Raw genomic sequence first — 14,730 nt, 5'->3', positions numbered from 1 at the left:
TTATAAACCTAGCGACCGTACGAATGAGAGGAGGCGCAACATGGACCGTTTTACCGGCGGTTGCCTGTGCGGCAACGTTCGAATTGAAGCGTCGGGACGCCCTTACCGGGTTGGCCTGTGCCACTGTCTCGACTGCCGCAAGCACCATGGCGCGCTGTTTCACGCTTGCGCGATATTCCCGCAGGACGCGGTGACGATCACCGGTGAAACTCGCGACTACGCCGGGCGGTGTTTCTGTCCGCGCTGCGGCTCTTCGGTTTTCGCCCGCAGCGACGACGAAATCGAAGTGAGCCTGGGATCCCTGGATGCTCCCGACCAACTGACGCCCACTTACGAAAGCTGGATCACCCGTCGCGAGTCCTGGTTGCCGTCGTTTCCGCTCACGAGAAAATACGCGCGCGACCGTGAGGGCACGGGGCGTTTTGAGGAGTAGGGCGCGACGAAAGGCGCGAGGGCGTCATGCCTTTCGTCCGGAACGCTCAGCCAGCAAGCCCGCGTTCCACCAGTGTCACGACGTCAACGATTGCAGCTTCTTCAGAATCTCGACGCTTGGATCTGCATGCTTGGCTGCACTGGATTTTTCGCTGTCAGATCCGTCCGTCACGATGCCCGCAAGAATTTCAGCCAGGTTGTGAAAGTGCCCGGTCTTTTTCTCGGCAGGGTCCGTGCCACCGCTCTGATTCAATGCCGCTTCCAGCGACAAATGCTGGGAGAGCCACTCAGGGGTGGCTTTTTCTTCAGGACTCATGTTGTCCATAAATGCCAGCGCCGCTGTGGCTCGACCGAAAGGATCATTGATGAACGGATCTTTCCAGTTTTTTTGCTGATCCGCCGGGCCGCTGTAATAACCGGTGGCGAGCCGGGCTTGCTGGCGCATCAAGGCTTGCGCCGAGGCTTGTTCCTGTGCGGTGAATTTCCCGCCCTGATTGGTGGCGACGGCGTTCAGCGAACGTCGGTCCAGATCGCCCATCAACGCATTACGGTCTTCATCGCTGCCGGTGTAGGGTTTGCCGCTGGCGGTCATCAGTGCGTATTTTTCGTCCATGCGCTTGCGGGCATCAGCGGCCACTTCGGCAAAGGTCTTGTCCTTGGAACTGGAGATCGCACCAGGCTTGGAGGCGCCCAGGACAAGTGCATCGGCGTTCATCCCCGAACGCACCGGGAAGAACGGCGCGTTGCCCGCGATCGAGTTGCTGTACTCGGTAGAGGTGCTGGACAGACTCACTGAATCATCGTTCTGCGGCTTGGCCTGATCATCTTGCGTGACGCGTTTTTGCGCATCGGCCGCAGCCTTTGCATCGACGGCAGAGGTGTAGGCAGACATCGCCGCATTCGTTGAAGTTGAAGCAATGATCATTGTTCTTCCTTGACGAGGAGGCCCAGGCGGCCGCGTTGAGATGCTCAATGGGGGACAAGGTACGCTGAAAGTGTGAATCTGGCATTTCCATGTATCAGCAATGCAACAAATGGCCAATCAACGGGCCTGCTGCGGCTCGCTGCTCGCGAGGGTCCGATCCACCAGGCGGATGCGGTCGCGTCCGCCACGCTTGGATTCATACAGCGCGGTATCGCCTTGCTCGATCAATGCCGCCAGACTCGTTGGCGACTGGTCAAACAGGTTGGCACCGATGCTCAAGGTGACCCGTTCAGGCGTGGCGAATGTCTGTGAGGCCGTGTGGTGAAACTGCTCACGCAGTGCGTTGCCCAGCCCCACGATCTGTTCGCTCGATGTGTTATTCAACAGAATGACGAACTCGTCACCCCCCAACCGCGCGGCCAGCGCGCCTTCTGGCAGCACCGAACGAATCATCTCGCTCAGCGCGATGAGCAACTGGTCGCCGGCGGTATGGCCGTAGAGGTCGTTGACCAGTTTGAAGTTATCGATATCGATCAGCAGCAGGGCGCCCGGTCGAGTGCTCGAGACGTCGTCCAGCAGACGCGACGCCCGTACCTCGAGGGCACGGCGGTTGTACAGGGCGGTCAACGGATCACGCGCGGCCAGTCGGGCGATCCGTTTCTCCCGGCGATAGCGCTCGGTGCCGGTCATCGAGAGCGCGATCAACATGATCGCCATCACACCCTCGACCAAAGAAATCTGGATGATCTCGCCACGAAAGGCCGCCAGGTCGATCAGCGTGCCCGGAACGACAACCGATATCGCCTTGATGAAGTAGAACAGCCCGTGAGTCAGCAGCACATAACGCAGCTGCACCGCCCCCACGCTCAACGACTTGCCGTGGGGGCGCAGGAGGAAGCTGGCCCTGAGCGTGGGCAGGGCGACCAGCAGCGAGTTGGCCACCAGCATGATCTTCGACCACGACGGTTCGTCGGGCAGAAACAGCATGGCAAGCCAGGCGACAAAGATCAGGTACCAGGCGCGAGAAAGACGCACCTGCGTGAAGCGCGCCACGCCGAGCAGGAAAAGCCAGTGGGCCGTCACCAACAGGCCGTTGGCGAACCAGATGCCGATCAGCAAAAGCCCGCTGCCGCGCAGCAACGCAAGTGTCGAGCCCACGGTGATCGTCGCAAACCCCGCACTCCAGAACATCAGCGAGGGCTCACGAATGCTGCGCCACTCCACCGCCAGATACAGCGCGGCCGCCGCTGCCAGGGCGATCGAGAGGGTCAACATCGTTGGAGGGTCGAGCGCCATAGCCTGACGGGTTTGCCTGATTTGCGGTTAAGGGCTGTGATTGTAGCGTTCGAGACTCTTTTTCGCAGTGGCTCGTTATCTGGATATCGCACTGTCGATCCCGCAGTTCCCCGTTCGACTATGGGGCAGGGAATGCATTGCACGGTCACTGCGCCTGTCGGCGTTCCCTGTACACAAACGTTCACGAAGACGAACCGGGAGAAGACCCATGCGCACACTCACCGTTGCCGCGTTCATCAGTCTCGCAGCCGTTCGAGTTGCTGCTGGGGCGTCGCACCTATGACATCTTCGCGGCGTACTGGCAGCCGGGTTGGTGGACGAACTTCGGCTGATGATTTTTCCCGTCGTGCCGGGGCGTGGCAAGCGCCTGTTTGACGACACTGCAGTGGCATCGGCCTTCACATTGGTGCATTCGAGCACCACGCCGACGGGGGTACTGATCACCCGATACCTGCGCAGCGGCGAGGTGCGCACCGGAACGTTCGAAGACGTTGAGTAGCAACAGGCGCCAGTATTGGCCGCCTTCATTTGCCTGGCTGACTGCTTGGCTAGAATGAAATGTCAGCCCATTGTTGGAGAAGCAAAATGACCAGTAAAAACACCATTTGTCTCTGGTACGACGGCGACGCACTGGACGCCGCGACCTTCTACGCCAAGACGTTCCCCGACAGCGCGGTGGGCACTGTCCTTCGCGCACCCGGCGACTACCCGGCGGGCAAGCAGGGCGATGTCCTGACCGTCGAATTCACGGTGATGGGCATCCCGTGCCTGGGGCTGAACGGCGGGTCGGGGGTCAAGCACAACGAGGCGTTCTCGTTCCAGGTGGCGACCGACGACCAGGCCGAAACGGACCGCTTGTGGAACGCGATTGTCGGAAACGGCGGCCAGGAAAACGTCTGCGGCTGGTGCCAGGACAAGTGGGGACTGTCATGGCAGATCACCCCGCGTGTGCTGACAGCGGCGATCAAACATCCCGATCGAGCGACAGCCAAGCGCGCGTTCGACGCGATGATGACGATGGGGAAGATTGATGTTGCGGCGATTGAAGCGGCGGTTGGGCGTGCTGCAGGTCTTTAAGGGACGGATATGGAAGGGTGAGTGCCGACTCGTGGCTCACCCCTTGCCCCGGTGACGCAAGCGCGAGTAAGTAGTCAGCATGCTGGTCACGGCCGGCTCATCCGGTTCATCCCGGTCAACCGGCCGTCGGCTGCTACAGGCCTGGAACGCCCGCGCGGAACCCGTCGATGGTTGACGCACTTCCGATACCATCGCATACGATGTAGAGTTTCAGCCTTGCAAGATTGGCCAAAGAGAACGCCCCATGAAAACCACCGACAAGCCAGCCGCCCTCGACCTGAAGCTCTCCGAATTCCTGTGTTTTGCGGTCTATTCATCCAATCTCGCCTTCGGCAAGGCTTATAAGCCAATGCTCGAACGGCTCGGGCTGACCTATACGCAATACATCACCCTCGTTGCACTGTGGGAGGAAGACAACCAGACCGTTGGCAGCCTCGGCGAAAAGCTGTTCCTGGAGTCCAACACCCTCACGCCGATCCTGAAGAAGCTGGAAGCGATGGGTTATGTGCTGCGCCAGCGCGACCCGGAAGACGAACGCCAGGTGCGGATCAGCCTCACGAAAGAGGGGCGAAAGCTGCGTGAAGGGCTCTCGGAAGAGGGCTTCCCGCAAACCGGTCTTGACCCCGACGACTTCGTGAAAATGCAGAAGGCGATTGTGAAATTGCGGGGCAATCTCATCCGTTCGACGAAAGACAGGGAGTAAGAGGGCGGAGCTTCGATAGTGTTTCAGAGGGGCGACCCAGCGATAACGGCATCGGTATTTCCGCCAACGCGCTGCCCTTTATCTTCGAACCTTTTGTGCAAGATGTCGGCGAAGTGAGAAGGGCAGCAGCCCAATTCGAGGTCAATCTCCCTCGCACCGATACGCTGCCCAAAAACGCCTGCTGGTCCTTCGTTATGACAGGCGCGATTCCCGTGACGCGCTGTTCAAGTGCTCCACCGTGACACCGATGCGCGAAAACACCAGCCACACAAACAGCAGCACACTGCAGCCAATCAGGACGGATGCGCCAGCAATCAATGGCTCGACCGACGCAAAGCCCTTGAGGCGCAGCGTCAGCGCGCCGAGCATCACCGGGACGGCCACGTTGTACGTCCAGAACTGGGCAGCCGCCACGCGCCCTTCGGTGATTGACGGGTGCGCGGTGCCGATGATGCCGAACAGGGCCATCGACACCCATCCCAACAGATTGACATGGGCATGTACCGCGAACAGCGAGTGGTCGCCGGAAGCGCCCATCGCCACGCCCAGCATCACGCCAAGCGCAAAGTAGATCGCAGCGAGCCGAAACCAGGTCCGCGAACGGAGGTTGTGATTCATGGCATACACCTCATGCGCCCTGAGGCGCGTTCAGTTGCTGAAACATAATGGGCAACCTTGCAGGTTGGTTGCTGTACGTCTATTGTGAGACTGTATCTCACGAAAAGACAGAGTCTCATATATTCCATGTCCATACCGAAGTCAAGCCCGTCGAACCCCAACGGCGGTACGCAAGGTCGCACCAACCAGAAGCTGCGAACTCGCCAGGCGCTGATCGATGCCGCCGTCGCCTTGCGCGACGAGAGCCTTCACCCGACGGTTGCGCAAGTGGCCGAGCGCGCAATGGTTTCGCGCGCCACGGCCTATCGCTACTTTCCCTCGACCGAGGCGTTGATCAGCGAGCTGGCCGCCGATCGCGAAATGAAGCCGCTGGAAAGCTTCTGGCGGCCGGGAGACGATCCGGTAAAGGGCATTGGCCTGGCCGCGAACGCGTTGAACACACTCTTGATCGACGACGAGATCGGCTTGCACGTGATGGAACGTTCGTTCATGTCGGTGTGGCTGGAAAGCGAGACCCACGAACCCCTGCGGCCGGGCCGACGGATGAGCTACATCGAGCCGATCGTCGACTCGCTGAAGGACGTGCTCACACCCCGTGCGCGCAAACGCCTGAAGCAGGCGCTGTCGATCGTCATCGGCACTGAAGCGTTGATCGCCGTGCGCGATATCAGTGGCGCGAGCGTTGAAGAATCACTCGATGCCGCTGCCTGGGCGGCGAGAGCGCTGGTTCGTCAGGCGCTGGCGGAGGAGGAACAGGCGCGGCAAAAGCGAAAGTGATGCCGGGCGCCATCGCTCATCCTCGGCGTATAGGCTCGGCGATCAATAGCAACGACTGCGGCACGGGACTTTGTGGGTGCTGCGGCTCTTGCAGGCCGGCCAACCGAAAACCGGCCATGTCCAAGGCATTGAGCCAGCTGGACAAGGTGCGGAAATACCAGGGCATGGGTTGCCACTGCCCCTTGAACCCGGCAAAGGTCTCTGTGCGCCAGCCATCCTGATAATCCCCCGCCGCTGCGGCCCACGGATGCAGTGTCTGGATCACCAGCGCACCGTCTGGGGCGAGCAGGGGAGGCATGGCGGCGAGCAGAGGGATGATGTCCTGGTGCAGCAAGGCGAAGTTGGCGCAGATCAGGTTGTAGTCACGACCGATATCGACTTTTGCCTCCGCCAACGCTTCATAACTCGCCAAATGCACCACAGAAGTTCCCGCCGCACGGGCCGCTTCGACCAGCGTCGCATCGCCATCCACACCGACCGCCTCGATGGAACGTTCCGTCAGCGCACGCAACAGCCAGCCCTCACCGCAGCCCAGGTCGAGCACGCGCTCGGGTTGACGGCCCAGCACCGCCAGCAGGATGGCCTGGTCTGTGACCGTGTGGCGGCTTTCTATGGTGCCGGCGCGGATGGCTTCGATCCAGGACCGGGCATTAAGGTGCCAACTTTGGAGGAGGGTGGATTCGGGGGCGGACATGGCGGAGACCGGCGTTCTGGGTTGGATAAAGGATAGGTCAAATGTTGATGGGCGAATGGGGTTGGGCATGCAGTCGCGATGGGGGCCTTGATGCCGAAACGTCAGCGACAGATCTCATCTGCCAGTTTCCTGGCCTGCCGAGTCGCAGCCTCGCGCGCGCCACGATCAACGTCTTCCCCCAAAATGGTTTTTTCCACAATCACCGAATGCACATCGGTCACGCCGATGAATTGCAGCCAGGCTTCCACATAAGGCTTCTGAAAGTCGAAACGCTCCGCCGGCGTGATCGACTGCGCCGAAAAATCCAGGCCGCGGGCGTACGCCACCACGGCGGTTTTGTTGTGCAGCATGCCTTCCAGGCCGCGTTCCGGGTCGAAGCTGAACAGGATGTCTTTCTGCGAAACCAGGTCGATGAAGTGCTTGAGTTTGTACGGGATACTGAAATTCCAAAGCGGTACGGACATCACCAGCACATCCGCGCGGTGCAAGTGCGCAGCCAGGTCTTTCAAAGTGTTCCAGGCCTCCTGTTGCGCCGGGGTCAAGGCGGTGCCATTGAGTCCTGCGTATTTGGCCTCCATGGCCAGGTCATCGAATTCCGGCAACGCCATGTTCCAGAGGTCGAGCGTGAGGATTTCGGTGTTCGGGATGTGTTCTTGATAACGTGAGATGAAGCGGCGGGCGACTTCAAGGGACGCCGAACGCTGCTTGCGTGGAGAACATTCAATATGCAGAAGAGTAGTCATGGCGCGCCTCGAGTGGTGGGGTAGGGCGGCATTGCAACATAGTTGTATTTGAAATATAAATCGTAAATTAGTACTCGATTGATCACGTATAAAACTATGTTCGATACCCTGCTGCTCAAAACATTTGTCGCTGTCGTCGATGAAGAAGGCTTCAGTCGTGCAGCTGAAAAGCTGCACCTTACTCAATCTGCGGTCAGTGGCCATGTGCGGCGACTGGAAGAACAGGTTGGTAAACCGCTGTTGACGCGGACCACCCGCTCCCAGCAACTGACGCCCGATGGCGAGCGCCTGGTGTCTTATGCGCGCACGATCCTTGTGTTGAATCGTGATGCCTGGGCAGAACTGACGCGTACGCCATTTCACGGGCGACTGCGGATCGGGGTGTCCGAGGATTTTGTCGAATCACGCCTGCTGCGCACTTTTCAGGATTTCGCCGCGCAGTACCCAGGGATGGAGATCGACGTGCAAGTGAGCATTCCTGGCACGTTACTGGCGCTGATGAAGCAAGGGCATCTGGAGTTGGTCATCGGTTCGCTGTGCGAAACCAGCGAAGCGGGTCTTTTGCTATGGCAAGAACCGCTGGTGTGGGCCTGGTCGGCGCAACCCGTCACGCAGCTACCGACGCCGTTGCCGCTGGCCCTGTTCCCCGAGCCGTGCCCTTATCGCGAAGCAGCGCTGAAGCGACTGGCTCAGGCGGGCATCGCCCAACGCACGGCCATGTTATGCAGCAGCACGGCCGGGTTGCAGGCAGCGGCGCTTGCAGGCTTCGCGGTAGCGCCCATGCCACTCAGCCAGTTGAGGCAAGGACTGGTGGTTCTTGGGGCGGAACAAGGGTTGCCGGAGTTGCCTGATGCGGAGTTTCGGTTGTTTACCTCTCCTGAAGCGGACCAGGCGATAGTGGCAGCGTTCACTCAGCTTATTGTGGCGTATTGCTCTGCGCGCAGGGCCTGACAGTCATTTCAAAGGCTTGGTATCGAATGCTGCGATATCGATGCGACCCCTCTCGTCAGTCGGTTTTAGCGCTCGCTAAAAAGTACGCAACCAATGCGTTGGCATGGCCATGGCCCATGCCGTGTTCAGTCTTGAGCAAGGCCACCATTTCCATATGCTTCTTGCCGCTGACTGTTTTGAGCAGGCTTAGCCAGTGGGTGATCGGCTGCCCATACTTTTTTTCAATAGAGGGGAAGTACGACGCTGGTCCTTTTAGTTTTGAATCGTCGGTCATGACGCAAACTCCTTTTTGGTTTTGTGTGCTGCTTCTGTCATTGGTCGATCGTTAAAAGCCACGTATTCACCACCCGCCGATCCAGCTCCTCCCAGTCCGCCATACCCAGCACCCGCGTGGTATTCAGCCCGCGCAAATACCCGCGCAACTGATTGGCGGTGGCCTGCACCAGCTTCGGGTCGGGCGCGGTTTCGCCCAGTAGTACGGTTTCGTACTGCACCAGGTACTCGGCCACCCGATCACGGAAATCGGGCAAAACAGCGTCACGAATCAAGTCAAACGTTCTCAAGGAGAGTTCCTCATCCATCGTTTCCAGTGGCGATTGAGTATTCATCCGCCGGCACGGCGCGCAACTATTGTTAGAGGTAATAGTGACCATCAAGAAACGCAAGTTCTACTTTGTTCGCAATACCCGGAAAATCACCTCCAACGACACACCACTCACGAAAATTTGCGTGATTTGATGAACGAACCTTTCAGGATGAGACCGATGCGTCTTTTAAGTGTGCCTGCCATGGCCTTCGGCGCCTTGTTGCTCGCCGGTTGTGCCTCCGCGCCGAACGACCCGACCCTGACCTTGCAGACCAGCAAGACCCCGGCCCAATACGCTGAATGCGTCGTACCGAAATTGCAGGGCAACCCGACCGTCTCGCAGACCCAGCGCAGCTACCGGATCGTGGTGCCGAGCAAAGTCTCGGCGGACAACGTGCTGGAAGCCTACAAGGCCGGCAACGGCGGCAAGGTGTTCATCTACGAGCGGCACCTGTTGGCCTCGAACTTGTTGCCTTCCAGTTTTGAACGCGCCGCACAGGACTGCATCTAACCCCGGTACGTAAACGTTTTCTACAGAGCTCCTTTGGTTGGCCGCAACCAACCAATTTTTTGCCCCGCACCGCATTCGGTGGCGGGGCTTTTTTTGTCTGCGAATAAACGGTAGCTGTTTTTCCACTCGTCTAAATCGACAGGCCAAATCGATATTCCTGGGCTGTCCCTTCTTGCCCGGATGGATGCTCGATCAAGAAGCCACAGCGCGCAAGTACCTTTGCCGAGCCGATATTTGCGGCGTAGACATTGGCAACCAGTTGTTTAAGGTTCCAACGCAACCGCGCCTCCTGGATCAGATGCTTCACCGCCTGTGTGGCCAGTCCTTGTCCGCACGCATTTTGAGCAATTCGATAGCCGACTTCTGCCGACCGTTCTGCCGTATCGATGCCTTTCAGGTTCGCCCGACCCACTATTTTCCTGCCAGCGTCTTCGATGACAAAAGGGTGCCAGGTTCCGGCGGCATAATCGGACAAATAAGCCGTGATGTGCTCGGTGACACCCCGCGTCGAGTAGAAAGCAGCGTCACGCGCGTCAATGTGGCGCTCGAACCACTCGCGATTGTCCAATTCAAATGTCAGCAACGCTTCAGCATCCGTGCTTTCCAGAGTCCTGATTCTGACGGGCTTCATAAGTACGCTCCCTCCTTGGTAAACAACCTGGATCATTGTGCAGTGGGACACCGGTCCGCTCCTGGCCGCCAGCATCCTCTCACACATGCCAGGCACCGCTAACGCAGAGACTTGAACGCTGTGCGAAGTTCTTCAGTAAAGAGTCGGGGCTGTTCCCAGGCTGCAAAGTGACCGCCTTTGTCGGCTTGATGGAAGTAGATCAGACGGCTGTAGGCGCGTCGGGCCCAGGTTTCCGGAGGGAAATAAACGTCATCTGGAAACACTGTGACCGCCACTGGCAGGGAAATCTCGGTGGTCTTCTGTGCCGCAGAGGAAAGCGGGCTGCGCCCTTTGTTTTCCCAATACAGCCGTCCTGCCGAAGCGGCGCTGTTCGTGAGCCAGTACAACGTGAAGTTATCCAGCACTTGATCCTTTGTCGGCAGCTGTTGAGGGTCGGCGCCGTACATCCATTTTGAAAATCCCGGGTGAACGAGCAGGAGCGCGGCGAGAAAGCTCGGTGAATCCGCTACGCCGTAGCCCATCATCTGCGGTCTTGCGGCCATCATTGTGCTGTACGCCAGGTTGCCCTGCTTGATCAGTGTGGCAACGGCGTCGAAGGTGGCGCGCTCCTGCGCGGAGAAGTTCTCCGGTGCCGGCCCGCCCGCAGCGAGTGCCGCAGTCGCTTCCGGCGGAATTGTGGCCGGCAGGTTGAGGTGAATGCCGAGCAATCCGGCCGGTGCCTGGCGCGCCATCGCGCTGGTGATCGGGCCACCCCAGTCGCCACCCTGGGCGACGTACCGCGTGTACTCGAGGCGTTTCATCAACTGCGCCCATGCCCGTGCAATATGATCCGGGTCCCAGCCAATCCCCGTCGGTTTTCCGGAGAAGCCATAGCCAGGGATCGACGGAATCACCACATCAAATGCATCCGCCGCGTTGCCCCCGTGAGCGACGGGGTCGGAGAGCGGGCCGACGACATCAATAAACTCGAGAATGGAGCCTGGCCAACCGTGGGTCATGATCAACGGCAAAGCGTTCGGACGGGGAGAGCGCACCCAGATGAAATGGATGTCCACGCCATCGATCGTCGTGACGTACTGCGGCAAGGCGTTGAGCCGGGCCTCCACTTTGCGCCAGTCGTAACTCGTGCCCCAGTAGTGAACCAGCGCCTTCAATTGTTCCAGTTGAGCGCCCTGGGACCGATCGGAAACCGTCTCTTTATCCGGCCAGCGGGTCGCCGCAATGCGCTCACGCAGATCCGCCAGATCGCGGTCAGGAACGTGGATCTGAAAAGGGCGGATGGCTTCGGTCTCTTCAGTGGCGACCGCATTGGCGGGAAGCGATGAGGTGAGCATGACGGCGACTGCGGCAGCGACGAATGCGAATTTCATATTCACTTCCTCGAATGAGGGCATGCTGGACATCATTGGAAATTGAAGGTTAGTTCAACCGTGCGCACTTCTCCCATTACGAGGATCCCGGCATGCGCCACTACACTGTGCAATACCTGTTCAACGGCGAGCCCCGCACTCACGTGTTCGAGTTCAATCAGCCTCGGCTGCCTGTCCATGAGGCGGCGATGCACCTGTTGCAACTGCATTTTGGGGATGGAGAGAACAGCCTGATCATGCCCAATGCGGATGCGACGCCAGCGGAGATTTCAGAGCAGGCCGAGCGGGTAGGGCTGACGCAGATACAGGTCCTGGACTAACGTGTGTAGCAAACCGAAAAAATCTATTGAATAAAAGCTCTATAAGCTTTAAACGGGATGCTCACTGGCGCATTGCTAGCAATCACTCAGTAAGTATCGCCAGTTACTGGCTCAGGGAGCGCTGATGAGTGTTCGTCCATGCAACGACTCTGCGCGGCAATCGAACGATTGCCACGTGGTTGCATCTCAACGAAAAGGAAATTCGGAGACTGTCGGCATGGCGTACGCTGGCAACGAAAATACGATCGAACAATTGCTGGATTCAGCGCGCAACTGGGGGCACACCACCGCGTGGGTGGTTTACCGCGCCGGTGAACAAATGCATTTGGTCGGGCAGGGCGATCCACGTGCGCGGTGGCCTTCAAGTGTTGCGAATGACGAGTTCGAAGCCTTTTGCCTGACCTGGCGATTGCACCGCTGGCCGACCGGCAAGGGCGAAAGTGAACTGGGTTGGCTGCTTGCGCCAGTCGACGATGCCGCTGAACCGGCGCTCGCCGAATTTGCCCAGCGCCTGGGCATTGAGGTACAGACCAATACGCTTGCCCGTGCGCAGATTACTCAGCGTGTGCTGTATGAAATTACCTACCTGGCCAGTTCGACCCGCGACCGGTCAGTGTTTCTGGTGGGGGTTCACCAACTATTGGCGAGCCTGATCGATGCCGAGAACTTTTATCTCGCGTTGTATGACCCGCACAGCGGCAAGATCGACTATCCGTATTACGTCGACATCATCGACGTTGATGCCGTCGAGTCCCAGCACTACGAATACCTTGACCCGTCACACCTGTCCTTGACCGGGCAAGTGTTGACCACGGGCCAGCCATTGCTGATCGACGCCGCCGGCATTCTCGCGGCTCAGGCCGAGGAGCGTTTTTACTGCGTGGGTGATCGTCCCGAGTTCTGGATGGGGGCGCCGTTGAAAAATGCCTCGGATGACGTGTTCGGCATGCTCGCGATGCAGGTCTACGAGGTTTCCCGAACCTACAGCGCCGAGGACCGCGCGCTGTTTCTGGTAGTGGCACGCCACGTGGCCATGGCGCTGGACCGGATCCTGCACCGAGAGGACCTGGAAGCGACGGTGATACGTCGTACCCTGGAGCTGTCGGCACTCAACGACGCATTGCGGCAGGAAGTGGCAGAACGAGAGCGCGCCGAGCATCTGCAGAGCGCGCTGTTCCAGATCGCTGAACTGTCCAGCCAGCCTGGCGACATGGCTGAGTTGTTTCAAACCCTGCATGGCATCGTCGGTGATCTGTTGTTCGCGCGGAACTTCTACATTGCGCTGTTCGACGACGCGACCAGTGAAGTGACCTTTCCCTATTACGTTGATGAGCGGCAGACGACCTGCCCGGTGGCACGGCGTGGGAGCCGGGGCTTGACCGAGTACGTGATCCGTCAGCGCCGACCTTGCCTGATTGACGCCGACGAAGCCGAGCGATTGACTGCGCACGGTGAAATCGAAGTGGCCGATGCGTATTTCCAATCCTATTCCTGGCTGGGCATTCCCTTGTTCGATGGCGATGTGGTGCGTGGCGTGCTGGCAGTGCAAAGCTATACCTCGCAGGTGCGCTATACCCTGCGTGACCAGGAATTGCTGACGTTCGTGTCGCGGCACATCGACACCGCGTTATCGCGCCGCACGGCCGCCGAAGCGATCCATGCCGCCAACCTCAAGCTGGAAGCCCGGGTGCAGAACCGTACCCGCGAGCTCGATCACGCCAATGCCAAGTTGCAGCACGAGAACTCCCACGATGCGCTGACCGGGCTGCCGAATCGTACCTACCTGCAACAGCGCCTCAATCTGGCCTGGTCGCAGTTCGGCAGCGAAGGCGGGCACCTGGCGGTGATGTTCATCGACCTCGACCGTTTCAAACTGGTCAACGACAGCCTCGGCCACCATTTTGGCGACCTGCTGTTGAGGCAGGCCGCCCACCGTTTACGCGGTTGCCTGCGCGACACCGACATGCTCGCACGCCTGGGCGGCGATGAGTTTTCCGTGCTGGCACCCGACGCGCCGCTGGACGTGGTGATCGAAATCGCCGAACGGATTCTGGTGGCGTTTGACCTGCCGTTTTTGATCAATGGCTATGAGGTGTTTTCGTCCTGCAGCATCGGTATCGTCAGCGCCGACAGCCAGTTTCATATGGAGCCCGCCGACTTGCTGCGCGATGCCGATGCGGCGATGTACCGGGTCAAGAGTGCCGGACGCGACAGCTACGCGGTGTTCAATCAGGAAGTGCGCCGTGAAGTCTCGGACCAGGTCGAGCGGGAAGGTGCCTTGCGAAACGCGCTCAAGCGTACCGACGAATTGCTGCCGTATTTCCAGCCGATCGTCAGCGTCGAAAGCGGCGAACTGGTTGCCCTCGAAGCGCTGATTCGCTGGCACCAGCCGGGCGGCCGGGTGATCGCGCCGGGCGAGTTTTTGCCGGACGTCGAGGGTTTGCGCCTGATCGGTCGCCTGGACCTGTACATGCTGACCAGCATCGCAATGATCCTCGCGCAACCCGAGCACGCGAACTGGCCGCCGGTGCACGTCAATTGCTCCAGCTACAGCATGACGCGTCCGGACTTCGCCAGTGATGTGCTTGCCTTGCTGGCGCGGCACCGGGTCGAGCCGTCGCGGATCTGCCTGGAGTTGACCGAAGGGGCGCTGGTCGCCGAACCGGCGATTGCCCGACTGACCATGCAGCAATTGGCCGACAACGGCATGTCGGTGGTGCTTGATGACTTCGGTGCCGGGTTTTCATCCCTGAGCTATGTGCATCAATACCGTTTCAGCGGCCTGAAGATCGACAAGTCGTTCATCCTCGAATTGACCGCCAGCCCTCGCAGTCGCGCGATTGTCCGGGCGATTGTGCGGATGGCCGAATCGCTGGACCTGAGTGTGGTGGCCGAAGGTGTCGAGGATCAAGCGACGCTGGACCTGCTGCGCGAAATGGGCGCAGGGCAGGCCCAGGGTTATTACTTTGCCAAGCCGATGGGGTTGGAGGCGTTGTTGGCGAGTTCGTTGATTGAGGGTTAGGGGTTGTTGAGGTATTGCGCCCTTATCGCGGTTTCCTGACCTTCACGAGCGAGTACGGCCTGTACCTCATCGGC

At 59.4% G+C, this 14,730-nt stretch carries 17 protein-coding genes and 1 pseudogene; 9 read left to right on the top strand and 9 right to left on the bottom strand.

Annotation, left to right across the window (positions count from 1 at the left end; all coding sequences use genetic code 11):
* Positions 1 to 40: 40 nt before the first annotated feature.
* On the top strand, positions 41 to 433 hold the full coding sequence (locus ACM1ZW_RS29095) for a GFA family protein (protein ID WP_414880040.1): 393 nt from the start codon (positions 41 to 43) through the stop codon (positions 431 to 433).
* A 75-nt stretch (positions 434 to 508) separates the two neighbouring features.
* Here the strand turns inward: ACM1ZW_RS29095 and ACM1ZW_RS29090 are convergent, their stop codons facing one another.
* The gene (locus ACM1ZW_RS29090) at positions 509 to 1,357 is read right to left on the bottom strand and encodes a hypothetical protein (RefSeq protein WP_017338286.1); all 849 of its coding nucleotides are present in this window, start codon (positions 1,355 to 1,357) and stop codon (positions 509 to 511) included.
* 117 nt (positions 1,358 to 1,474) lie between these two features.
* Complete coding sequence (locus ACM1ZW_RS29085; protein WP_416739876.1) at positions 1,475 to 2,653, bottom strand: GGDEF domain-containing protein; 1,179 nt, start codon at positions 2,651 to 2,653, stop codon at positions 1,475 to 1,477.
* 286 nt (positions 2,654 to 2,939) lie between these two features.
* Between ACM1ZW_RS29085 and ACM1ZW_RS29080 the strand changes: the two are divergent.
* The 3 genes and pseudogenes from ACM1ZW_RS29080 to ACM1ZW_RS29070 form a co-directional block, all read left to right on the top strand.
* Positions 2,940 to 3,152: pseudogene (locus ACM1ZW_RS29080) on the top strand (dihydrofolate reductase family protein); the annotation flags it as partial.
* An 86-nt stretch (positions 3,153 to 3,238) separates the two neighbouring features.
* On the top strand, positions 3,239 to 3,730 hold the full coding sequence (locus tag ACM1ZW_RS29075; protein ID WP_017338289.1) for a VOC family protein: 492 nt from the start codon (positions 3,239 to 3,241) through the stop codon (positions 3,728 to 3,730).
* A 244-nt stretch (positions 3,731 to 3,974) separates the two neighbouring features.
* Positions 3,975 to 4,433: a MarR family winged helix-turn-helix transcriptional regulator gene (locus ACM1ZW_RS29070; protein WP_017338290.1), complete on the top strand. Its 459-nt coding sequence runs from the start codon at positions 3,975 to 3,977 to the stop codon at positions 4,431 to 4,433.
* Between the two features lie 192 nt (positions 4,434 to 4,625).
* Here ACM1ZW_RS29070 and ACM1ZW_RS29065 read toward each other — a convergent pair whose 3' ends face one another.
* Entirely contained in the window at positions 4,626 to 5,051 is a 426-nt protein-coding gene (locus ACM1ZW_RS29065) for a hypothetical protein (protein WP_416739875.1), read from the bottom strand.
* 126 nt (positions 5,052 to 5,177) lie between these two features.
* Between ACM1ZW_RS29065 and ACM1ZW_RS29060 the strand changes: the two genes are divergently transcribed.
* The gene (locus tag ACM1ZW_RS29060; RefSeq protein WP_416739874.1) at positions 5,178 to 5,828 is read left to right on the top strand and encodes a TetR/AcrR family transcriptional regulator; all 651 of its coding nucleotides are present in this window, start codon (positions 5,178 to 5,180) and stop codon (positions 5,826 to 5,828) included.
* A 16-nt stretch (positions 5,829 to 5,844) separates the two neighbouring features.
* On the opposite strand, the gene ACM1ZW_RS29055 is transcribed toward ACM1ZW_RS29060, so the two are convergent.
* Together ACM1ZW_RS29055 and ACM1ZW_RS29050 are read right to left on the bottom strand one after the other, a co-directional pair.
* Positions 5,845 to 6,522 (bottom strand): class I SAM-dependent methyltransferase, encoded by a 678-nt coding sequence (locus ACM1ZW_RS29055; RefSeq protein WP_416739873.1) that lies wholly within the window; start codon positions 6,520 to 6,522, stop codon positions 5,845 to 5,847.
* Between the two features lie 101 nt (positions 6,523 to 6,623).
* Positions 6,624 to 7,265, bottom strand: coding sequence for an FMN-dependent NADH-azoreductase (locus ACM1ZW_RS29050; protein ID WP_017338294.1), 642 nt, complete (start codon positions 7,263 to 7,265; stop codon positions 6,624 to 6,626).
* A gap of 96 nt (positions 7,266 to 7,361) precedes the next feature.
* Here ACM1ZW_RS29050 and ACM1ZW_RS29045 point away from each other — a divergent pair, with 96 nt between their 5' ends.
* Positions 7,362 to 8,216, top strand: a complete 855-nt coding sequence (locus ACM1ZW_RS29045; RefSeq protein WP_416739872.1) for a LysR substrate-binding domain-containing protein — start codon at positions 7,362 to 7,364, stop codon at positions 8,214 to 8,216.
* Positions 8,217 to 8,271: 55 nt separating this feature from the next.
* Here the strand turns inward: ACM1ZW_RS29045 and ACM1ZW_RS29040 are convergent, their stop codons facing one another.
* A complete protein-coding gene (locus ACM1ZW_RS29040) occupies positions 8,272 to 8,490 on the bottom strand; it encodes a DUF4287 domain-containing protein (RefSeq protein WP_414884339.1) in 219 nt (72 codons plus the stop codon).
* 37 nt (positions 8,491 to 8,527) lie between these two features.
* Positions 8,528 to 8,779: a hypothetical protein gene (locus tag ACM1ZW_RS29035; RefSeq protein ID WP_416739871.1), complete on the bottom strand. Its 252-nt coding sequence runs from the start codon at positions 8,777 to 8,779 to the stop codon at positions 8,528 to 8,530.
* A gap of 201 nt (positions 8,780 to 8,980) precedes the next feature.
* On the opposite strand from ACM1ZW_RS29035, the gene ACM1ZW_RS29030 reads away from it, so the two are divergent.
* Positions 8,981 to 9,313 carry a hypothetical protein gene (locus tag ACM1ZW_RS29030; RefSeq protein ID WP_017338298.1) on the top strand — a complete coding sequence of 111 codons (333 nt, stop codon included), beginning with the start codon at positions 8,981 to 8,983 and terminating at the stop codon, positions 9,311 to 9,313.
* A 130-nt stretch (positions 9,314 to 9,443) separates the two neighbouring features.
* Here the strand turns inward: ACM1ZW_RS29030 and ACM1ZW_RS29025 are convergent, their stop codons facing one another.
* Both ACM1ZW_RS29025 and ACM1ZW_RS29020 read right to left on the bottom strand, forming a co-directional pair.
* Positions 9,444 to 9,944 (bottom strand): GNAT family N-acetyltransferase, encoded by a 501-nt coding sequence (locus tag ACM1ZW_RS29025; protein ID WP_416739870.1) that lies wholly within the window; start codon positions 9,942 to 9,944, stop codon positions 9,444 to 9,446.
* A 98-nt stretch (positions 9,945 to 10,042) separates the two neighbouring features.
* Positions 10,043 to 11,314 (bottom strand): epoxide hydrolase family protein, encoded by a 1,272-nt coding sequence (locus ACM1ZW_RS29020; RefSeq protein WP_416739869.1) that lies wholly within the window; start codon positions 11,312 to 11,314, stop codon positions 10,043 to 10,045.
* A 92-nt stretch (positions 11,315 to 11,406) separates the two neighbouring features.
* Between ACM1ZW_RS29020 and ACM1ZW_RS29015 the strand changes: the two genes are divergently transcribed.
* Both ACM1ZW_RS29015 and ACM1ZW_RS29010 read left to right on the top strand, forming a co-directional pair.
* Positions 11,407 to 11,634 carry a hypothetical protein gene (locus tag ACM1ZW_RS29015; RefSeq protein ID WP_414880033.1) on the top strand — a complete coding sequence of 76 codons (228 nt, stop codon included), beginning with the start codon at positions 11,407 to 11,409 and terminating at the stop codon, positions 11,632 to 11,634.
* A 124-nt stretch (positions 11,635 to 11,758) separates the two neighbouring features.
* Positions 11,759 to 14,656 (top strand): EAL domain-containing protein, encoded by a 2,898-nt coding sequence (locus tag ACM1ZW_RS29010; protein ID WP_416739868.1) that lies wholly within the window; start codon positions 11,759 to 11,761, stop codon positions 14,654 to 14,656.
* The last annotated feature ends 74 nt before the right edge of the window (positions 14,657 to 14,730 follow it).

Source organism: Pseudomonas sp. NFX71 (genome assembly GCF_048079215.1).
Classification (GTDB): Bacteria; Pseudomonadota; Gammaproteobacteria; order Pseudomonadales; family Pseudomonadaceae; genus Aquipseudomonas; species Aquipseudomonas fluorescens_B.
The sequence above is the reverse complement of the archived record's forward strand: the minus strand, read 5'-3'. Positions and strand labels throughout refer to the sequence as shown.

Excerpts from the sequence above, each read along its gene's own strand:
- ACM1ZW_RS29095 (WP_414880040.1), top strand. The coding sequence starts at position 41 with ATGGACCGTTTTACCGGCGGTTGCCTGTGCGGCAACGTTCGAATTGAA.
- ACM1ZW_RS29090 (WP_017338286.1), bottom strand. The coding sequence starts at position 1,357 with ATGATCATTGCTTCAACTTCAACGAATGCGGCGATGTCTGCCTACACC.
- ACM1ZW_RS29085 (WP_416739876.1), bottom strand. The coding sequence starts at position 2,653 with ATGGCGCTCGACCCTCCAACGATGTTGACCCTCTCGATCGCCCTGGCA.
- ACM1ZW_RS29075 (WP_017338289.1), top strand. The coding sequence starts at position 3,239 with ATGACCAGTAAAAACACCATTTGTCTCTGGTACGACGGCGACGCACTG.
- ACM1ZW_RS29070 (WP_017338290.1), top strand. The coding sequence starts at position 3,975 with ATGAAAACCACCGACAAGCCAGCCGCCCTCGACCTGAAGCTCTCCGAA.
- ACM1ZW_RS29065 (WP_416739875.1), bottom strand. The coding sequence starts at position 5,051 with ATGAATCACAACCTCCGTTCGCGGACCTGGTTTCGGCTCGCTGCGATC.
- ACM1ZW_RS29060 (WP_416739874.1), top strand. The coding sequence starts at position 5,178 with ATGTCCATACCGAAGTCAAGCCCGTCGAACCCCAACGGCGGTACGCAA.
- ACM1ZW_RS29055 (WP_416739873.1), bottom strand. The coding sequence starts at position 6,522 with ATGTCCGCCCCCGAATCCACCCTCCTCCAAAGTTGGCACCTTAATGCC.
- ACM1ZW_RS29050 (WP_017338294.1), bottom strand. The coding sequence starts at position 7,265 with ATGACTACTCTTCTGCATATTGAATGTTCTCCACGCAAGCAGCGTTCG.
- ACM1ZW_RS29045 (WP_416739872.1), top strand. The coding sequence starts at position 7,362 with ATGTTCGATACCCTGCTGCTCAAAACATTTGTCGCTGTCGTCGATGAA.
- ACM1ZW_RS29040 (WP_414884339.1), bottom strand. The coding sequence starts at position 8,490 with ATGACCGACGATTCAAAACTAAAAGGACCAGCGTCGTACTTCCCCTCT.
- ACM1ZW_RS29030 (WP_017338298.1), top strand. The coding sequence starts at position 8,981 with ATGCGTCTTTTAAGTGTGCCTGCCATGGCCTTCGGCGCCTTGTTGCTC.
- ACM1ZW_RS29025 (WP_416739870.1), bottom strand. The coding sequence starts at position 9,944 with ATGAAGCCCGTCAGAATCAGGACTCTGGAAAGCACGGATGCTGAAGCG.
- ACM1ZW_RS29020 (WP_416739869.1), bottom strand. The coding sequence starts at position 11,314 with ATGAAATTCGCATTCGTCGCTGCCGCAGTCGCCGTCATGCTCACCTCA.
- ACM1ZW_RS29015 (WP_414880033.1), top strand. The coding sequence starts at position 11,407 with ATGCGCCACTACACTGTGCAATACCTGTTCAACGGCGAGCCCCGCACT.
- ACM1ZW_RS29010 (WP_416739868.1), top strand. The coding sequence starts at position 11,759 with ATGAGTGTTCGTCCATGCAACGACTCTGCGCGGCAATCGAACGATTGC.